The following is a 19829-nucleotide window of genomic DNA, read 5'->3' as shown; positions in this document are numbered from 1 at the left end:
GATTAAAGGGCAGCGTTACCAAGCGCCGCCGACTTGTAGGTAAACAGTCCATTCTTCAGGGCCTTTAGCAATATCGACACCGGTGCGCAAACCGAGTTGGCGTGCCATTAAGTATCTGAAACCCGCACCTTGGGCGTTTTGCCATTTGGCATCACTAAAGCTTTGATTGTTGTTCACCGCTTTACCCGTGCCAGCGAAGCCCAGAATGGTCCAGCGATCATCAATATCGTATGTGATTTCAACTTCACCCAAAGCGGTGTTGTCGGCTTGATAACGCATGGCAGCCATACCGCGCATGTCGAGGTAGGGTTTAGCGTAAAATGGTGCTTCACCAACTGTTGATTTAGCATTTACACGCCAATTGAGGCCCCATTTTTTATTGAGTCTATGGTAGCTATTGATGAACGCTGAGTAGTCTTGGTAGTTAAAATCGCCGCCAATTTTTTCGTGGTGCATGTTTGCTTTAACGCGAGCTTTAATCCCTGAACGCGGGGCAAACTGGTTATCAGTGCTGTCATAGGTGAGTTTTACGGCGACCGACGCATCGCTACTATTGAGCGCCAAGTTGTCTATTTCTGGGATACCGGAATCAAGATTAAAATTGGCTTCTGAACTCATGTTGACGTATTCAGCACCCAGGAAGAAGTTGCTTCCCGCGAGTCTAAAGTCAATGTCTTGGAAGAAATACAGCCCTTTAATACCAAATTGTTGTGCGGTGGAGCTATCGGCATCGGCATAATATTTTAAGTTTAAATCGGCACCAAATAGGCCACCTAAATACCTGACATTGTCGTTAAACCAATTACCAGAATGAAACACGCCGGCAATTTTACTGCCGTTATTGGTTGCGGCACCGACAACGCCCGTAACACTAGGGGGGATGCCTGAGACAGCATTAGGATTTTGCTCGCGAATGGCTTTTTGTTCGTCATTCTCATGGAAAAACAACAGTGCCGCACCGCCACCTACACCTACGGCAGGTTCAGTGATCACTATGGGTACCGGCAAGAAGCCGTGCGCATTGTTAAGGATCCATTGGCTGGCATCTAGGCGACCATCAACGGGATCTTTAAATTGATCCATAAAGCTAGCGTTGGCACCTGCTGACAGTAAAGATGTGGCGATAAGCAGTGTGCTCATCGCTGTGGTATTAAATTTTTTGGCTGACTTAAACATAATTTGGGCTCTCGTTTGTGGGTGGCCCCGGGAAGATGACCACCTAACTCAACATTAAATAGGTGGCTAATCACCAAATAGAATGGCGTCGTCAATAATGGCGTCTTCGATGTACATATCTTCAAGCTCACCTTCAACAACTGCGTCTTCAAGGTCTTCAAAGTCACGTTTACAGCGCTCACGTCTCACTTCACCTTCGACTAAACCGTCAATGGCACCGACCATGCCGCCGATTGCAGCGCCGCGTTTGGCGCCTTCTCTGCCATCGGCGATAGCGCCTACAGCTGTGCCCATTAGGCCACCTTCAAGCGCGCCGCCGACAACACTGCCTAAGGTGTCATCGCAATAGTCTGCGTGAGCGAAATTGGTTAGTGTTGCCAAGCTCAATGCCATACAACACGCTAGATGTTTTGCTTTCATATCAACCTCGATTGGTTAGGAGTGGATTAAATTCGAGTTGATGATACGTAACAAAAACGAATGATTTAAATTAGTATCTATTCGTTTTTGTAATAGCTGGCGGTTTTTGACAGTGAACGAGTTAGCGCGGTATGAAGGAGTGCGCCCAACTTAGGTTGGGCGCAGGCTGACTATCGTGGTTGAAAAGGTGTTCCCCAGCCAGCTGCGCCGTCAGCCAAAACATTGATAGCTGGTGAGGAACGAAACTGATATTTAGTGCCCAGTTGCGGTCGATGGTATTGCGTTAGTTCCAGGGCGATATTCTCTTAATTGCTGCAAAGCGATGAAGAATACTGGCACTAATACACAACCGATTAATGTGGCGGCAAACATGCCACCAAAACTTGCCTGACCAAGGGCGTTACGGCTGGCACTGCCCGCACCACTGGCAATAACCAAAGGCAGTACCCCTAAGATAAAGGAGAAGGCTGTCATCAAAACGGCACGCAAACGCAGTGCGATGGCTTGTTTAGCGGCATCTATAATCGTCAATTGCTGCTCTTCTCGGAGCACTTTGGCAAACTCGACTATTAGGATTGCGTTGCGGCTGGCCATGCCAATTAACAGGACTAAACCTATCTGGGTGTAGAGGTTCATCGTACCGCCTGCAATCAAGGTGTAGCCCAGGGCACCAAGCAGTGCGGTGGGCACACACAGTATGATGGCAAATGGAATCAACCAGCTCTCATATTGAGCGACTAAAAATAGATAGGTAAATAGCAAGGCGAGCGCAAACAATAGCGGCGCAGCATCACCGGCTTGTAGCTCCTGATAGGTCATGCCTGTCCACTCATAGGCGTAGCCTTGAGGTAATTGATTTGCTTGCGCTTCAATGGCGGCAATCGCATCGCCTGAGCTATAACCTTCAGCGGGTATGGCAATGATTTGTGCTGTGTTGTACAGGTTGTAGCGAGCGGTACTATCTGCACCGACCAATGGCTGATAGTCGGCGATGCTCGATAGCTTGATCATGTCACCTGTCGCAGATTTAAGGTAGATATGCCCCAAATCTTGTTCGCTATTGCGGTAGTCTTGCTCGGCTTGCAGGTTAACCTGATAGTTCTTACCAAACTTGGTGAAGTCATTGACGTACATGTTGCCCATCATGGCTGCAAGTGTGGTATTGACCTCGGCCAAATCAATACCTAGCGCCATGGCTTTGGCTCGGTCCACATTTAAATAGAGCTGAGGAACATTAGCACTGTACGTGGTAAATGCCATCATCACTTCATCAGATTGGTTTAACTGTGCTACAAATTGCTCAATAACCGGAGCCATGGTTTCAACGGGTCGACCATTGAGATCTTCGAGTTGCAAAGTTAAGCCGCCAGCAGTACCTAAACCTGGAATGGCGGGCATTGAAAACGCCATGCCGCTAACATCTGGATTTGCATCAATGGCTGCTTGCGCTTGTGCAACGATGGCAAACTCACTTTGTTGGCTATTGCGGTGTTGCCAGTCATCCAGTACGACAATCATCATGCCAGAATTAGGCGATGCCGCCCCTTTTAGCAAGCTATAACCTTTGGCTGCCACAACATGCTTTACGCCATCAATTGCGGTAATTTGGCTCACCATGTCACTGACCATGTCATCAGTACGGTCGAGGGCTGAGGCTTCGGGTAAATTAACATCAACCATAAACGAACCTTGATCTTCTGCTGGTATAAAGTCTTTGGCTAACGAGAGGTTAAAGCCATAAATACACAGCAGTAAGATGGCAAACAGTCCGCCACTAAGTAATAAACGTTGGCCTAGAAAACTCACCGAATTAACATAGCCGCGGGTTACCCAGGCAATGAAACGGTTAAACTGCGCTAAAAAGCCGTGGCTCTTTTTGGCTTCATGACGCATCAGTAGCGCACATAATGCCGGTGTCAGCGTGAGTGCGACTAAGGTTGAAATTACCGTAGAAACTGAGATTGTCACGCCGAACTGTTGGTACATTTGACCCACCATACCGGGGGCCATAGACACGGGGCCAAATACCGCCAGCAGCACTAAGGCGGAAGCAATCAGCGGCGCCGTTACCTCTTTCATTGCTAGTGAGGTTGCTTCTGGGGCATCAAGGTGGCGCTCTTCCATCAAGCGTTCTACGTTTTCTATCACCACAATTGCGGCATCGACCACCACACCAATTGCCAATATTAAGCCAAACATTGAAATGGTGTTGATATCAATTCCCATCGCGGCCATGACCACGAACGTGCCGATCAGTGACACCGGAATGGCTAGGGCTGGAATTAAAGTCGCGCGCCAGCTTTGCAAGAATAAATAGGTGACTAACACCACTAGACCGAGGGCGATATACAAGGTTTCAAACACTTCGTCCATCGACACTTCAATAAAGGTGGTCGAGTCATAAGAGACCACATAATCCATGTCGTCGGGAAAGCGTTGTGATAGCTGCTGCATTGCTTCGCGTACGCCTTGTGCGACTTCAAGTGCATTGGCGCCGGGCGCTTGATAGACAGCCAAAATTGGGCTTTCATGGTCGCCATAGCTGGCAATAGCTGCATACTGCTCGGCAGCCAGTTCAACCCGCGCAACATCTTTCAGTTTGACAAAACGTCCCTCTTTTTCAGCCCGTAAAATAATAGACTCAAATTCTGCCGCTTCAACTAGCCGGCCTTGAGTCTGGATTGTGTACTGAAAGACCTGGTTACCTGCCGTTGGTCGCTCACCTAGTTTTCCCGCTGCGACAGTGGTGTTTTGCACGCTAATGGCGGTGGCTATATCATTAGCCGTAATTGACTTGGCTGCCATTTTCTCAGGGTCAAGCCATACCCGCATTGAATAGTTTTGCTCGCCAATCACTTGCACCTTGCCGACACCCTTAACACGTAACAGCGCATCTTTAATATTAAGTGAGCTGTAGTTAGACAAAAATAGATTATCTAGACTGTGATTCGGTGAGTAGGGGTTGACCGTCATTAAGATTGAGTTGGCAACCTTTTCGACGGTGACGCCCTGGCGCTTAACTTCATCAGGCAGCTTGGCCATGGCTTTGTTTACCCGGTTTTGCACTAACGTTTGTGCTTTGTCTGGGTCGGTGCCAATAGCAAAGGTGACATAAGCAAGATAGGTATTGTCGTTGTTAGACTTTGATTCAATGTAGATCATGTCTTCAACGCCGTTAACTTCTTGCTCAATTACTGTGGCGACAGTATTACGGATTGTGTTGTGATCTGCGCCGGGATAAAGGGCAAAGATCTCGATTGATGGCGGCACAATATTAGGGAATTGTGATACCGGCATTTTCATTAGGGTAAGCATACCCGCTAATGTCATCACCACCGATAACACAATGGCAAATTTGGGGCGGTTAATAAAGAAATCGGCCATGAGTCTACTCCTTAACCATAGTTAATTGAGCATCATTTTTAACGGTAACCTGCATGCCTGGTCTTATTGAACTGATGCCGCCAATAATGACTTGGCTACCTGAGGTTAAACCCGCTTCTACAATCCAGTCCTGCTTGAGTCTTTGCCCGAGGGTAAGGTATTTTTTATCAACTGCTTGGTCACTATTAACCACGAAGACATAACGGCCGCCTTGGTCTTCTTGTACAGCGCTTTGGGGCAGCACAAGTTTAGGTGTCGGCACGCTTTGGGCTGATGTGACGGTGACAAATTGGCCTGGTAGTAATAAGCCATCGGGGTTTGGGAAATTGATGCGAAAGCGTACCGTACCATTATCGGTATCGACCTGATTATCGATAAAGTCGATGCTACCTCGGTGTTTATAAGGGGTACCGTTAGCGAGCTGCAACTTGATATTGGGCGGGTTGATAGCCGCGCCAGCTTGGAGCTTTTTTTGTAAGTCGTTGAGATACTCTTTCTCATCCAACTGAATGTTGACGTACATTTTGCGGTAGCTAACCAAATGCGTCAGCGCTTGGCTATTTGGCCCAACTAATGCGCCGGGGCTCACATTGCTATCACTGATATAGCCATCAAATGGCGCAACGATACGCGTGTCTTTTAAATCTAAGCGTGTTTTCTTTAGGCTGGCTTGAGCCGCTAGGGCTTCAGCACTCGCCACTTGGTGTGCTGCAATGATTTGGTCAAGCTCAATTGCGCTTAGTGCTTGTTGTTGCCTGAGCTTATTGGCTTTTTCTAATTTCTTTTTATGCAATGCCAATTGTGCTTGTTTTTGCGCCACAACGGCTTTGGCTTTTTGCACTTCTATTTGAAAAGGCTCTGGGTCTATTTCAAACAACAGATCACCTTTGGCGACCAAGGCACCATCTTTAACGTGTTGTTTATAAATATATCCCGATACCTTCGGCAGGATATCCACTTCATCAACGGCTTGGGTTTTGCCGATGAACTGCTCGGAAATATGAGTGTCTTGCAAAGTAAGGTGGTGAGTGGTCACAGCGATGCTGCTGTTAACTTGTGGTGTGGCGGGCTCATCTGAGCAGGCGCTTAATAAGCTAACAGTAGCAATGGCGACGAGTTTGGCTGACGTTCGCATAATAACCCCTAAGAGTGGCAATAAAGATATTGGCGCCATCTTATATTTGCCTAGAGGTTATCCACAGTTACTTATTATAGTTAAATCGAATAGGTGACAGGTTCAATGGTCGCCCAGTTAGCGTTGAGCGACCAGCAAACTTAGCAAGGGCTACTCACTGAGCTGAGCAATCAAAAATTTGGCCACGGGCCCATGTTGCACATTGGAGCGCCAAGTGATTTCAGCGGCATTAATCATAGGAGTGCGTTGATAGTCAGGCACAAACTGGACAATGGTACCTAGGGCCATTTTCTCCACTAACAGCTGTTTTGGCACAAATGCCCAGCCTAGATCTTGCTCAACAAGGCGGATTAAATCATCTTGGTCATAGGCTTGCCAAATTTGCTGTGACATCTTGCTCATGGCTGCTAAGACACTATTTTCTATCATACTGGTGCAAACGATTTGCCGTTCGCTGATCAGAGTTTCGGTATCAACAACATCCATATCAGCAAATTGTGAGTCAGGACTGCATACGCATACCCACTCCAACTGATAGAAGGAGATAAAGTCGAGATGCTCTGGCACAGCTTCTAGCGGCAAAGTGATACCAATATGCACCTGCTTATCCAAAATGGCTTGCGCTAGATCGGTGGAGTTTTGTTTAACGAGCTTAATTTGTGTATGGGGGTATTGCCTGGCTAATTTTTCCAGCGCTGCATCAATACTATAAAGTGGCACTAAAGGATCAAGGCCGATAATCAGCTCATCTTCTACTTCCTCAATCACACCTTCAGCATAACTCTCCATTCGCTCTGCTTGGCGAATAAGTACTTTAGCTTGTTGATAAAGGCGTTCGCCTTGTGCTGTCAACGTCGGGTATTTAGTACTGCGGTCAAACAGTGTTAATCCTAAATCGAGTTCAAGATTGTTAACGCCAATACTCACAGAGCTTTGACTTTTCCCTATGTGCCGAGCGGCTGCAGAGAAGGAGCCTTTTTCCGCCGCGGCCACAAATGCATTGAGCTGTTCTAAGTTAAGCATGGTTCACCTATTCGATATGTCGATAGTTATTACTTTTAAGTATTAAACATCAATTGGCATAATTTAGCCACACCAACAAGACATTTAGTTTATTTAGAGGGCACAAATTATGAAAAAATCACTTACTAGCGTAGCACTTATCTCGTTATTAACAGCAACTAGTGCGTTTGCGAATGAAGAAGCGGCCAAAGAAGAGGTTAACTATGGCGATCCTACCGCAAGTTTCACCACCGTTGGGGTCAGCGCCAGCAAAGATGTCACTCAACTTAACGGTATGATGGGGCTGGGCTCAAATATTTTCCAACTGGATATTAGCCGCAATAACAAAAGTGGCGACTTAAGTGGCCGCGGGCGTTATTTCCATGTGACGGACGGCTTAGGCTACTCTGTCGACGTGATTGGCGATGAGAACAACCAAACGGTACTGGGTGGACTTATCTATAAGTTTCAGGTGACCGACAACATCTCTATTTTCCCTATGCTTAGTGCTGGTGGCACCCAGAACAAACGCATTGGAGAAAAAGATAAGTACGATCGCAGTGGCCTAGCCCAAGCTGGTGTCTATGCGATGTATGGTTTTGATGCTGGCCACTGGTTATACGTCAACCCTAAAACCACATACCACTTTAAAGACAAAACTTTCACTAACCAAGTGGAAGTGGGCGGGGGATTCATGTTGTTAGACAATGTGTCTGTGGGCGCCAAGGTTGAATACACCGGCGAAGTCAAAAACAAACATGGCTTTAATATGCCTGAAGATACGGTAACTTGGATACAAGCAAACTACTACTTCTAAGCCGATTGTCGATAATAAAAGCCGCATTTATTGCGGCTTTTTTGATCGGCGCCACGACTGCGAAGCAGGCAATAGCGGTAACACTAGTAATAAGGTCAAACTGAGAAACACCAATAATTCCGACAGCGCCCAACCTTGCAGTAAGATATAGGGGCCAATCGCTGCGCCAAAGGTTTGCGAAGCGACCGCTAAGCGAATAACTGACCCATCCTTATCAATACTGGCAATGGTGCCCATATAAAGTGGCACCAGTAAATTCCACAGCAGCATAAATAGGCTCACTGCCGCAAAGTAACTCCATGGGGTAGTTGCCAAAAAAATGGTTGCGATACAGGCACCTTGAGTGGCCACCGCTATCACAATAATCCACTTTTTAAATTGGCTGTAGGCTAAGTAGCTGGCTAGCACTGCGCCCACTAAGCTAAACAGGGTACCCGTTGCCAAAATATTGCCTTGAGACTGCGGAGTTATCTCAAGTTTACTGGCAACGACTCCCAGTAGTGACCAAGCGCCTGAGTGGGTGAGGATTAGCATGAACATGGCACTTAAAGCATAGAACATCGCATGATTTGATTGCGGTGCTTGGCTATCATTGCTGGACACCTGCACTTGTAATTGTGGCAGTAGCGCGATAACCAGACTCAATAGTGCTAGCACAAAGAAAAAAGCATGTACGCCAAATTGAGCCAGAATTGGCGGCAATATGACAAACAAAACGGCGCTATACAGCATCTGCATGGCAATGGCTTTGCCAAAAGCATTATCTGGGTTGGGCTGCGCCGCTAAGGTTTCATAACTTTTCACCAGCACTAAACCGGCGCAAACACCGGCGAGAATCCGTACGGCAATAAACAGATTGATGTCATGGCAAAATGCGCTAAGCAAGTGAGCTAAAAATAAGCCAGCACAAGCCCATCGCTCGTTAATATTGATGTGCTTTTTTTGGGTGATAATAAAAGAAAATAATGACGCGACAGCAAAACCGCTAAGTTCGATGGAGGCTAAGTAAGTGAGTGAATAAACGGATGCATTAAACTGGTGTGAAATTGCATTTAAATAGCTGGGCATGAGTAAAAAAATACTCGACACCACGGTCATTTTTAGTGCCGCAATAAACCACGGGGGAAGACGCTGTTGTGAGCGTTGCAAATTAACCTCTAAATAACTGAGTTATTTGCTAGGTTAACCAGTATTTTAGGGCAAGTAAATAGAATCTCGTTGAGGTTATTGCGCTAATTCTTCGGCTCAAGATTAGCCTAGCACTAGCGTGTAACTCATTAGGCCGCTATAGCGCATACACTCAAGTAATATCAGTGCCAGTAGGCATTTACGCTTAAAGTGTTTCTCATTAAGTATACTGTTCATGTTGTTGGCTCATCTCTGTGTATTGTTGTTGGTGCTAACTTGTTGCCGTTAATTCGTTAAGGCTGCTAACCCTGGATTCATCATCCTGCAGAAAAAAAGCCGCCGTCCTTGGCGTGCAACAGCATCACATTCGGTGAGCTACAGGATAATGATGAAGTGCTATTATCTCGATGTTTTGTTAATTTTAAACGTTAATAAGTATAGTTAAATCGAATACATCGAGAGACGACAAAGGCCTGTTGTACTGGCTGTGAAGCGCAGCTATTTTTTTATAAAACAGTTGGAAACAGGTTTACAGGTGCTAAAAGAAAAGGGTGCCATTGTCCGAGAGCGTTAGACAAAGGCACCCTAAGGGAGTCGTAAGGCAAGTTTTGATTTTCATGCCGCTTACGTCGACTTGGCTATCTTGTCATGGCATCGCACAATCGCTGAGTTAGTTTCTATTTAACTATCGAATAGTTTAACCAATAAGAGATACGCCCATGAGCTGCGAGCTAGCACGCATAGCAATATTGCTGCGCTAGCGCTAAAATCTAGCTAATTCTCCGTTATTGCACAGTATTTGGAAGTTCAACATGAAAGCAATGCTCATAACCCGTGAAGGCTGGCAAGCCCTTGATCGCGAGTTGAAGTATTTATGGAAAGAGTACCGCCCAGAAATCACTAAAAAGGTGCAAGAAGCCGCAGCGCAGGGTGATCGTTCAGAGAATGCTGACTACACCTACAATAAGCGTTTGTTACGCCAAATAGACAGCCGTGTTCGCTATTTGGTCAAGCGAGTTGAAGATCTCAAGATTGTTGACTATTCACCGCAGCAAGAAGGTAAGGTTTATTTTGGCGCCTGGGTCGAGCTGGAAAACGAAGCGGGTGAGATAGTGCAGTATCGAATTGTTGGTAAAGATGAGTTAGATACTAAGCAAGGTTACATTACCATTGATTCACCCATGGCACGGGCGTTAATTGGTAAGCAAGTTGATGATGAAGTGCTCGTTAAAACGCCGGCTGGAACCAAAGAGTGGTATGTGAACAAAATTCAGTATCAAGCATTCTAAGTCGTCATTTGTTAACCACAATGCAAAACCGCGATGGTGTAAGCGGCGACAGTTAATGGCCGTTCTCATCACGCTTGGCTGCGTTAAAGCAGCTTAAATCGATATGGCGCAAGCTATACTGTTTTACAATACACCTTGCCCCAAGGCTGTGGTATCTTTGGCGGCATTAAACAAATTCCTATCTAGGCTCTAAGCTCTCTATGCAAAACATCGCTCGTATTATCGCTGAAGAATTGAATGTCCGTGAGCAGCAAGTGACTGCCACAGTTACATTATTAGATGAAGGTGCCACAGTACCTTTTGTTGCCCGTTATCGTAAAGAAGTGACAGGTGGCTTAGATGATACTCAGTTGCGTACCCTCAATAGCCGCTTAGGCTATTTACGTGAACTCAATGATCGCCGTGCAGTGATACTCTCTAGCATTGAAGCCCAAGGTAAACTTAACGATAGCCTGCGACAGGCCATTAGCAGCGCAGATAGTAAAACCCGTCTTGAAGATCTTTACTTGCCGTTTAAGCCTAAACGTCGCACTAAAGGGCAAATAGCTATTGAAGCTGGGCTTGAGCCATTAGCCAATCGCTTGTTTGCTGAGCGTGGTAATGAGTTAGACAGTCAAGCTCAAGCATTTATTAACAGTGAAGCAGGCTTTGATGATGTTAAAGCAGTCCTTGATGGTGCGCGCTTTATTCTGATGGAACGGTTTGCAGAAGACGCTGACTTAATTAATAAAATTCGTCGTCATTTAAAGCAAAATGCGGTGTTGGAAAGCAACTTAGTGGCAGGCCAAGAAAAGGCTGGCAGTAAATTTAGAGACTATTTTGAGTACAGTGAGCCATTTAGTAAGGTGCCTTCGCATCGTGCACTAGCAATGTTACGTGGTCGCAATGAAGGTGCGCTGTCTCTAAAAATGAATGCTGATCCCGCAAGTGAGGCGAAATCGGCCAGTTATTGTGAAGTGATTATTGCTGAGCACCTGCAACTGAATTTGACTGATAGTGCGGTGGACAGTTGGCTTAAAACGGTGATTACTGCCACATGGCGAGTCAAGATTGGCTTGCAGATGGAAACTGAATTCATTGCATCGCTACGCGAGCAAGCTGAAGGCGAAGCGATCAATGTCTTTGCGCGCAATTTAGGTGACTTGCTAATGGCGGCACCGGCGGGGGCCAAAACCACCTTAGGTTTAGATCCAGGTCTACGTACCGGGGTGAAAATTGCCATTGTTAATCAAACTGGCAAGCTGGTGGCGCATTCAACGATATTTCCCCATGCACCACAAAACCTATGGGATAAGTCGATTCGCACCCTAAGCAACTTAATTAAAATGCATAAGGTTGAGCTGATCGCCATTGGTAATGGCACGGCATCGCGCGAAACCGATAAGTTGGCGGCGGAAGTCATTGCGGCTATGAAAGCTGATATGCCGCAGCTAACTAAGATTATGGTCAGCGAAGCCGGTGCTTCGGTGTACTCTGCATCTGAACTAGCGGCACAAGAATTTCCGCAATTAGATGTGTCTATTCGTGGTGCAGTCTCTATTGCACGTCGTTTGCAAGATCCGCTAGCAGAACTGGTTAAAATCGAGCCTAAATCCATTGGCGTGGGTCAATATCAGCATGATGTGAGTCAGAGCCAGTTATCCCAGTCGCTTGAAGCGGTGGTGGAAGATTGTGTGAACGGTGTGGGTGTGGATCTCAATATGGCCTCAGCACCTTTGCTGGCCCAAGTTGCTGGTCTAAACAAAACTCTAGCCCGTAATATTGTTGATTATCGTGATAGCAATGGTGAGTTTAGCCAACGCAAACAGTTGCTAAAAGTGGCGCGTTTAGGACCAAAAGCCTATGAACAAGCAGCTGGTTTTTTACGTATTAGTGGCGGCACCAATCCACTGGACAGTTCAGCGGTTCACCCAGAGGCCTATGCACTCGTAGAAACCATTGCCGAGCAGCATCAACTGCCCGTTGAACAGCTAATTGGTAACAGTGAACTGCTTAAGAATATTGATGCCAAAGCCTTTATTAATGACAGTTTCGGTCTGCCAACGGTGACCGATATTTTGGCTGAACTGGATAAACCGGGTCGAGATCCCCGTGGTGAATTTAAAACGGCGACGTTTAAAGAGGGCGTAAACCAGATCAATGATTTAAAGCCCAATATGTTGCTTGAAGGCGTGGTGACCAATGTGACCAACTTTGGTGCCTTTGTCGATGTGGGTGTGCATCAAGATGGTCTCGTGCATATCTCATCACTGACAGACAAATTTGTCAGCGATCCACATACGGTGGTCAAAGCCGGTGATGTGGTGAAGGTCAAAGTCATGGAAGTGGATGTTGAGCGTAAACGTATTGGCTTAACGATGCGATTGGACGAGCAAGCTTCTGCGAAACCTGCAGCTAAACCCAAGTCAAATTCGGCTAAAGGCAGCAGTCAGCAAAAGCAGCATAAGCCAAGGCATAATCCCAAACAACCGGCTAATGCCGCAATGGGTAACGCCTTTGCTGATGCCTTTGCCAAGTTGAAAAAATAGTTCTAGCTAACAATAATAAAAAACGCCGGATAGATTATCTGGCGTTTTTTTATGGGTTTTGCTTGGCGCGATTTTAAACCGAAGAGGACAGTGCGGGCTCTGGCTTAGGCTGAGTTTGTTGCTGATAAAATTGACTCACATGATGGGCCACAGCTTGGTAAAACTCCTGCGATTGATTAACTAACAGTTTGGAGACATTGTTGTTGCTCTTCGGTTGGGGCGTTTGTTGTTGAGCGCGAATATCTCGGCGTTGTAATGCCGGTTTCCCTCGCAGTGCAGCCTTTAATATGCTTGGTAACGCAGCGGGTTTTTGCTCTTGCTGTTGCTTACCTTCTTGTTGCTGCTGACCTGAGCCTTGCTGTTTGCCTTGCAGTTTTTCATTAACTTTAGCTTGCTCGGCCGCGCGTTCATTTTGTGGGTTAAATGCGCGTTCTTCGTGGCCTTTCGTCGCTTCCTGTGGTGGGACAATAGGTGGTCGCTGTTGACTATCCACGCGCGCAGCATCGGTTGCGGCGTTGGTCGTCGCAATCGGTACTTGGGGATAGTTGGTTACCACTAACATTATTGAACTCCTACAGTCATGGTTAAATAATAACCAAAATAACTAAAGAGTTAAAGTCGATTACGCTAAAGTTGATAACCAGTTCATAAAACCGTCGCTGAATTCTTCGGTATGAGAGAAAAATGGCGCATGGGAAGCCTTGGCCAGCATCAAATCTTGATGTGGGTGCGGATGCGCAGGCATACGTGGTGGCACTCGGCGAGGAACCAGTCCATCTAACCGTCCCCATACCCTCAGCCATGGCTGGGTAATTTGCGGTAACTGAGATCGCAAATCAATCTCTTGTAGCATGGCTAGGCTTTGCTGTAACGCTAATTGATTGGGTAAAGGCTTAGCCAACACTAAATCACGTAATCGCTTAATGTCTTCTTTGGCTGTGGCACAGCCCATCGCTTGAATTGCCAAAAATCGCTCAATAGTTTTGGGTAAATCTTGGCCTAATTGATCGCCAAACTGAGCCAGTATCGCCGCAGGTATTCCCGGCCAATTGTCACTCTCTTGTGCCATAAAGCAAGGAGAGGAAGCGATAGTCGCCAAGGCTGAAATGTGTTGTGGATGACTGATCGCCGCTTGAGTTGCCAATAACCCACCTAATGACCAACCAGCCCAAATCGCGCCTGACGGGGTATGGTTAACTAAGTGCTCAACCCATTGCTCAAAACAGCCGTCAATGGCTGGACTATGGCCAAAGCCAGGCAGATCTACATAGTGCACACAGTAATCTTGCAGCTGCGAATGTAAGGGGGTGAAAACTGCATTGTTCATGCCCCAGCCGTGCAACATGACAATGGGTTGTCCATGGCCTATAGTATGGATGTTCAGGGATGAATTCACTTCGAAAACCTCATATTACATGGCTTATGGATTAGCGCATGGTAGCAAAAGTATGGTTGAAATGGTTGGCTAAGTTACCGTCAATTGTGGCGGCTAGTTTACCCAATAGCTGTTTAATGTGCCATCAGCAGGTAGAGCATGGCGCACAAGGTGTGTGCAAGCAGTGTTTTACCGCCAGTATTTACCAAGCTGATACTTGCTTAGGATGTGGTAAAGTTTTACAAATACGGGCGAAGTACTGCGGTGCTTGTCAGGTGATCCAACCGCTAAGCGTGGTGGCAGCGTGTCGCTACTATGATGGTTTAGGCGTATGGGTTGCGGCAATCAAATACCACACTCAATTAGCGATCCTGCCCGCCTTGTCCGCCCAGCTTAGTCAACGAATCTTGTACGCCAATGAGCAGGACTGGATTCGTATGCCACAAGTGATAGTCCCAGTGCCATTGCATCCAAATAGGCTGCGTCAGCGTGGCTTTAATCAAGCCTTTCTTATTGCGCAGCGCTTAGCTAAAGCTCTTGAACTTCCGATCGATCATACCTGTATTAAACGCATACTTGATACTCCAGCTCAAGCGGGACTGTCTGGCAAACAACGCCGCGCAAATCTCACTAATGCATTTAGTGTTGCGCAGCCATTTGCGTATCAGCGTATTGCCTTAGTAGATGATGTGGTGACCACAGGCACCACTGTTCATGCCATAGCCGGGTTATTGGCCAAACAAGGGGTGCATGTGCAGGTTTGGTGCTTAGCCCGAGCAGAAGCCCCGCAACTGTCGGACTAATTTGTAACTATGAGTGCTTAGTGAAGTTTGGGAATGAAATACAAGGCATTGGCATAGGTGCGCTGCGAACCGAGCCAAATATTTCTAAACACTAAGTTGTCAGCAAGTGCCACTAATGCCCCTTTGCCGTGCGGCTCGACGACAATGGCGGGCGTGTTGGCTAAAGCATGTTGGTATTCAGGCGCTAAAAAACCGTCAATTAACGGCTGTGCTTGATAGCGTGCCGCGTTTTGGAAAGCTTTACTGGAAGGGCTAAAGCCAAAGGCCTTATTTTTCAAAACTGGTAGGTTTGTTTGTCCCAAACCGAAATTAATCGGATGGCTACTATCGAGTTGTAACCCGACAATAGCACCGCCTATTGATTGTTTGGCTTTGAGTTGTGACTTTTCGGCAAAACTTAAATTATCCTGGTCAAATAGCTGTTGAAAGTAGCGTTTGTTACGGATATCGGCTTTAAGGAGATTGCCTTTCGATAGCCAAGCTAGTGCGCCTTTTTGCGCCACAATCACCCCACCACGACTCATAAACTGACTGAGTTTACGGGCATATTTTTCATCGAGGTTATCGTAGTTGCCATCGGCCAAAAAAATGTGGCTATAGGGCTGCAAGTCCAGTTTAGCGAGGCGAGGGCTGCTAACTTGAGTCAGCGGCACGCCAAGTACTTGGTCTAGGTAGTACCACAGCTGACCGACCTCTTCAGGGTCGGTTCCGTATCCGGTCACAATCATAGGTTTTATTGGCTTGATACTGTGGAAATCCGGGCTGCCAAGATCAATGCCTGAACGGGCGGCGCTGGTTGTGGTGGCATCGACTTGCAATTGCAAGGCGTTGGCCAGCTCGCGCACCTGCTGTTTGATGGTTTCAGCGGAGTGGTCGGTTTGCTTGAGCGGGATCATTAAGCTACCAGCAACATATTGCTTAGCCTTGGTTGGCGCTTTAATCGCGAAAGGCTTGGCGGCAAATTTGACCAGAATGTTTTGTGACAATAATTGCTGCAGCAAAGGCGCGGCATTACCTTGTTGCCAATCAACGAGCAGGGCAACAGAACTGCTTGGCCATTGAGCTTGCTGAAATGTGGCGGGCTCAGTATTTAACGTGTCGATATTCAGGTTGACATTGCGCTTGATTTTTAAGTTATACGCTAAGGCAAAGTTCCAGGTCGACACGTCATAAAAAGTGGCATTCTCATATTCAGTGCGTTCATCGAACATGGCCAATAACAAGCTCTTTTGTGGCTGATTAATTGGAATAAACAACGCATCATTGGGTGCGAAGTCGATATTGCTTTGAGATATCGACTTAGGCAGGTAATAAAAGGCGATTTGATGTTGTGCTAAGGTCGACGCGAGGTCGTCACGGCGCTGAGTATCACCTGAGGCTGATATCAATATGCCTGCTTCTTTCCCTGCTGGTGGGTGTTTGTCTTTGCGCCCATAAAACAACTGCTGGTATTCAAGTAACTGCGCTTTTAATGCAAGTGCACCTTTGAGACTGGAGTGGGAGGTGGCCAATTGATTGGCTATGGCTTCTGCAAAGTGTACCTTACCATTGACCGAGTCTTGCACTTGGCCACGGGCACTGGCCTGTTCAAACAGTACGCCTATGGCGCCATTAATATCAGGGTAGGTTGATCCTTTGCCATAGTAAAAATCATCAAATAGTTGTTTGCTAAAGTACCCTTGTTTGCGCTCATCCAATGCTTGGCGATGAAAGTCGGCCAGTTGTTCAGTGAGCTGCTGATTTTCTATAGGTGTGAGCGGGTGAGTGCGATCCGGTACGCCCGGCTGAAAGAAATAGCTTTGATTGTGACCCATTTCGTGAAAGTCGCCCACATAGTGGGGCTGCCATTTATGAAACAGTGCTACTCGGCCTTGGGATTCTGGGTGACGTAAGAACAGCCAATCGCGGTTTAGATCGGCAAAGTAGTGATTGCGCCGACCTGCTGGCCAAGCTTGCTTGTGTTCATTGTGTGCAGGATCGCTGACTTTCGTTACGCCAGTGTAGTTGTTGGTCCAAGTGGCAAATCGGTCAAGACCATCCGGATTTTGACTCGGGGTAATTAACACTACGGCTTCATCCAGTAACTTTTGCGTCCAAGCATCGTTGGCAATCGCTAGCTGGTGTAGCAGCAATAATGCCGCATGGGCGCCACTGGCTTCATCACCATGAATCGAGTAAGCGAGCCAAATGACCAATGGTCCTTGTTGTTGCTCGCCGGATTTGGCCTGTTGTCGTTGCTGTAATATGTTGTCTAAATTGCGCTGGTTGGCTGCAGAAGTCACCACCGCTGTCAGCTGTGGTCGATATTCGTGACTGCGACCGGTTTGTTCTAGGCTTATACGCGGACTCTGCTGTGCCAAAGTCTGTAAGTAAAACTGTAATTGGTCATGACGTAGATGCCACTCGCCGAGTTCATAACCCAAGAATTCTGCAGGCGAAACCACCGCTGAATTTGCGATAGAGTTCACCTTTTTTGGGTCTGCCTGTACTGGTAGGGAAAGGCAGCAATAACAAATAAAAAGCAGCGACTTTTGCAAGGCAGAACGAATCTTTATCATTGTATTTTCTAGTTAAATTATTATTTAATTTGCTGGGTTACTATAGCTTAGTCGTGACAAAAATGCCGTTTTCTTTCACAAAAAAGCTTCACAAAATGTAATCAAGACTACAAAGCTTTGCACAGTAGGAGTATCATACCGCTAATTCTTACTAAAACACTCGGGTTTAACCTGACGGAGCATGTCTTAATGATCACCATTTCCGATGCAGCTCAGGCACATTTTGTAAAGCTACTTGCTGACCAGCCTGAAGGAACTCATATTCGCGTTTTTGTTATCAGCCCTGGCACCCCATCTGCTGAGTGTGGCGTTTCTTACTGCCCACCAGATGCTGCTGAAGCGGATGATATGGAACTAGAGTTTAATGGTTTTAATGCCATGGTTGATGAAAAGAGTGCGCCTTTCTTAGAAGATGCGTCTATCGATTTCGTTACCGACCAACTTGGTTCGCAACTGACCCTTAAAGCCCCTAATGCGAAAATGCGTAAAGTGAGCAGCGATGCACCACTGAAAGAGCGTATTGAGTATGTTATTCAATCTGAAATCAATCCGCAGCTTGCTAGCCATGGCGGTAACATCATGCTGGTTGATATTGAAGATGGTGTAGCCATTTTACAGTTTGGTGGTGGTTGTAACGGTTGTTCAATGGTCGATGTGACCTTGAAAGATGGCATTGAAAAGCAACTATTAGATATGTTCCCTGGCGAACTATCTGGCGTGAAAGATGTGACTGAGCATCAACACGGTGACCACTCTTATCAGTAAATGTTAGCGGTGGCATCACCACCTTAGCATTGAAAAAGCGAGCTGATTTATCTGCTCGCTTTTTTTGTGGCTCAATGGCGCGGAAGGTTAGCCCGTCACCAGTTGACTGTGGCGTAGACGGCCATAGTAATGCACAGCTAATAGCACGCTGCGGCTGAGCATAAACAGACTCATTGCCGCCCATAATGCATGGTTGCTACTCGCTTGTAAGGTATACCAAGTGGGGAAAAATACACAAAAAGTAGAAATCAGCATGCTGTTGCGCATTACCTTGCCTTGGGCCGCACCAATATACACACCGTCAAATAAGTAAGATCCAAACGCCAGTAAGGGTAAAAATACCACCCAAATCAGATAGGTATTGGCTACCTCTCGGACCGCATCTATGCTGGTCAGTAGCGCGATAATCTGGCTGCCCGCGAGGGCAAATAACAGACAAAATCCGACCGACGCAATGGCCGACCACATTAATGCCAAAGTGACCGACTGTTGTAATCGGCGGCGATTGCGCTCGCCAAACGCTCTGCCGACTTCAGCTTCAGCATAATAGGCGACACCATCAAGGGCATAAGAGATCAGCAGTAACAGGTTTAATAGCACCGCATTGGCGGCCACGGTATTGTCTCCTAAACCTGCGCCATAAAAGGTCATAAATGCAAAAGTGGATTGTAAACATAAACTGCGCACAAAAATGTCGGCGTTCAGGCTCAGTAGCTGTCGATAGCTGGCAAAAGAGAGTTGTTTTACCGTATCACTGAAGCGCCAACCGCCCATTTTGCCCAGCTGACGATAAACCATAGTGGCGGCCACGCAAAGACCGGCTAGATCTGCAAATACCGACGCCCAAGCTGCGCCCTTGACGCCCATGTCTAAACCGATGACAAATGCTACATCGAGAATAATGTTGACACTATTGGCGATAATTAATTGCCACATAGCAGCGCGGGGCTGTTGCCGGCCTAGCAGCCAGCCGAGTAGGACTAAGTTAAGTAACGCAAAAGGCGTCGACCAAATACGAATGTGGAAATATTCCCGGCAATATTGCTCTACCGCCGCACTGGTATCTGACAAGGCCATAGCGGTATTCATGATGGGATACTGCAGCGCAATAGCGAACAATCCTAAAATGAGTGCTAAACTTGCCGCTTGTAACAGTAAACGATATTGCTGCTGGGTATCATTGGCGCCGTAAGCTTGGGCAACTAGCCCGGTGGTTGCCATGCGTAAAAAGCCGAGAATCCATAGGATTAGGGTAATAATCGTTGACCCGACTGCCACTCCGCCTAAATAATAAGCATTGCTTAGGTGACCAATGACGGCGGTATCGACTAGACCCAATAGCGGCACAGTGATATTGGACAAAATCATTGGCAAAGCGAGTGCCAACAATTGCTTATTTTTTTGTTTGTCGAATAGTAGTGCTAGCGGCGACATAGACTCTCTGGGGTA

15 protein-coding genes are annotated in these 19829 nt (G+C 46.8%); 5 read left to right on the top strand and 10 right to left on the bottom strand.

Going from position 1 to position 19829, the window contains the following annotated elements; genetic code table 11:
* Positions 1-15 precede the first annotated feature (15 nt).
* From L865_RS0103215 to L865_RS0103195, 5 genes are all read right to left on the bottom strand, one after another.
* Positions 16-1176: a BamA/TamA family outer membrane protein gene (locus L865_RS0103215; RefSeq protein ID WP_245608380.1), complete on the bottom strand. Its 1161-nt coding sequence runs from the start codon at positions 1174-1176 to the stop codon at positions 16-18.
* Between the two features lie 66 nt (positions 1177-1242).
* Positions 1243-1596 carry a hypothetical protein gene (locus tag L865_RS24475; protein ID WP_157577413.1) on the bottom strand — a complete coding sequence of 118 codons (354 nt, stop codon included), beginning with the start codon at positions 1594-1596 and terminating at the stop codon, positions 1243-1245.
* Positions 1597-1848: 252 nt separating this feature from the next.
* Positions 1849-4980 (bottom strand): efflux RND transporter permease subunit, encoded by a 3132-nt coding sequence (locus L865_RS23010; RefSeq protein WP_051484416.1) that lies wholly within the window; start codon positions 4978-4980, stop codon positions 1849-1851.
* A gap of 4 nt (positions 4981-4984) precedes the next feature.
* Complete coding sequence (locus L865_RS0103200; protein ID WP_169732686.1) at positions 4985-6115, bottom strand: efflux RND transporter periplasmic adaptor subunit; 1131 nt, start codon at positions 6113-6115, stop codon at positions 4985-4987.
* Positions 6116-6265: 150 nt separating this feature from the next.
* Entirely contained in the window at positions 6266-7138 is an 873-nt protein-coding gene (locus tag L865_RS0103195) for a LysR family transcriptional regulator (protein WP_028771909.1), read from the bottom strand.
* Positions 7139-7247: 109 nt separating this feature from the next.
* On the opposite strand from L865_RS0103195, the gene L865_RS0103190 reads away from it, so the two are divergent.
* On the top strand, positions 7248-7934 hold the full coding sequence (locus L865_RS0103190; RefSeq protein ID WP_028771908.1) for a hypothetical protein: 687 nt from the start codon (positions 7248-7250) through the stop codon (positions 7932-7934).
* 27 nt (positions 7935-7961) lie between these two features.
* Here L865_RS0103190 and L865_RS0103185 read toward each other — a convergent pair whose 3' ends face one another.
* Positions 7962-9083, bottom strand: a complete 1122-nt coding sequence (locus L865_RS0103185; RefSeq protein WP_028771907.1) for an MFS transporter — start codon at positions 9081-9083, stop codon at positions 7962-7964.
* Positions 9084-9874: 791 nt separating this feature from the next.
* On the opposite strand from L865_RS0103185, the gene greB reads away from it, so the two are divergent.
* Positions 9875-10351, top strand: coding sequence for a transcription elongation factor GreB (gene greB, locus L865_RS0103180; protein ID WP_028771906.1), 477 nt, complete (start codon positions 9875-9877; stop codon positions 10349-10351).
* Between the two features lie 200 nt (positions 10352-10551).
* A complete protein-coding gene (locus L865_RS0103175; protein WP_028771905.1) occupies positions 10552-12879 on the top strand; it encodes a Tex family protein in 2328 nt (775 codons plus the stop codon).
* A 73-nt stretch (positions 12880-12952) separates the two neighbouring features.
* Here the strand turns inward: L865_RS0103175 and L865_RS0103170 are convergent, their stop codons facing one another.
* Positions 12953-13441 (bottom strand): hypothetical protein, encoded by a 489-nt coding sequence (locus L865_RS0103170; protein WP_028771904.1) that lies wholly within the window; start codon positions 13439-13441, stop codon positions 12953-12955.
* A 60-nt stretch (positions 13442-13501) separates the two neighbouring features.
* Complete coding sequence (gene bioH, locus L865_RS0103165; RefSeq protein ID WP_028771903.1) at positions 13502-14275, bottom strand: pimeloyl-ACP methyl ester esterase BioH; 774 nt, start codon at positions 14273-14275, stop codon at positions 13502-13504.
* Between the two features lie 38 nt (positions 14276-14313).
* On the opposite strand from bioH, the gene L865_RS0103160 reads away from it, so the two are divergent.
* Positions 14314-15057 carry an amidophosphoribosyltransferase gene (locus L865_RS0103160; RefSeq protein ID WP_028771902.1) on the top strand — a complete coding sequence of 248 codons (744 nt, stop codon included), beginning with the start codon at positions 14314-14316 and terminating at the stop codon, positions 15055-15057.
* Positions 15058-15074: 17 nt separating this feature from the next.
* Here the strand turns inward: L865_RS0103160 and L865_RS0103155 are convergent, their stop codons facing one another.
* Entirely contained in the window at positions 15075-17525 is a 2451-nt protein-coding gene (locus tag L865_RS0103155) for a M14 family zinc carboxypeptidase (RefSeq protein WP_342666122.1), read from the bottom strand.
* 279 nt (positions 17526-17804) lie between these two features.
* Here L865_RS0103155 and nfuA point away from each other — a divergent pair, with 279 nt between their 5' ends.
* Complete coding sequence (nfuA, locus tag L865_RS0103150) at positions 17805-18380, top strand: Fe-S biogenesis protein NfuA (RefSeq protein WP_028771900.1); 576 nt, start codon at positions 17805-17807, stop codon at positions 18378-18380.
* Between the two features lie 87 nt (positions 18381-18467).
* Here the strand turns inward: nfuA and L865_RS0103145 are convergent, their stop codons facing one another.
* Positions 18468-19814, bottom strand: coding sequence for an MATE family efflux transporter (locus L865_RS0103145; protein ID WP_028771899.1), 1347 nt, complete (start codon positions 19812-19814; stop codon positions 18468-18470).
* Positions 19815-19829: the final 15 nt, after the last annotated feature.

The sequence above is a fragment of the Shewanella waksmanii ATCC BAA-643 genome, from assembly GCF_000518805.1.
Taxonomy (GTDB): domain Bacteria; phylum Pseudomonadota; class Gammaproteobacteria; order Enterobacterales; family Shewanellaceae; genus Shewanella; species Shewanella waksmanii.
Note: the sequence above shows the minus strand (reverse complement) of the source record. Positions and strands in the feature narration are given on the sequence as shown.